The sequence below is a fragment of the Bacillus sp. P4_D3 genome, from assembly GCF_056401855.1.
The window spans coordinates 1-610 of record NZ_JBFUIN010001254.1 but is presented as its reverse complement, the minus strand read 5'-3'; the positions used below and the strand labels follow the sequence as shown (position 1 = coordinate 610).

Here is a 610-nt window from a genome sequence, read left to right as displayed (position 1 = left end):
GTTACTACTCTCGCAGCCTTGGAGTAGCTCTCTGAAACGATCATAATCATCTACTTTCCTCTTCTTTGCATATACATAATGTAAAGTCTGAAAATTCTCAATTAACTTTTATTTATTAAACGTATTATAGGACTTTCTTCTTTTCATTGTCAATATATTTTTTGAAAAGTTATTTATTTTTTCTCAAAACAAAATTGGAATGAACTTCTTACACGTACTCATATATTACTTAAGTATGTTTGCTTTTCTACATAAAGAAAAACAACTTAAAACATATAAAAATTTCATGAGGAGATGAGGGAACTATGTTAAAAGGTAAAATAGCATTAGTTACTGGAGCAAGCCGAGGAATTGGACGCGCTATCGCAAAACGTTTAGCAAACGACGGTGCATTGGTTGCTGTTCATTATGGTAACCGAAAAGAAGATGCTGAAGAAACTGTTCATGAAATTCAATCAAATGGCGGATCAGCTTTTTCTATCGGTGCCAATCTTGAATCTTTACACGGTGTAGAAAACCTATATAATTCTTTAGATACTGAATTGCAAAAGCGAACTGGTGGAACGGAATTTGATATTTTAATAAACAACGCTGGAATTGGACCTGGTGC

The 610-nt window shown here is 33.3% G+C and carries 1 protein-coding gene; it reads left to right on the top strand.

The genetic code is table 11. The features are described from left to right. Positions 1-305: 305 nt before the first annotated feature. On the top strand, positions 306-610 hold a 305-nt coding region (locus tag AC1DTM_RS30640), incomplete at its 3' end, for an SDR family NAD(P)-dependent oxidoreductase (protein ID WP_477001725.1).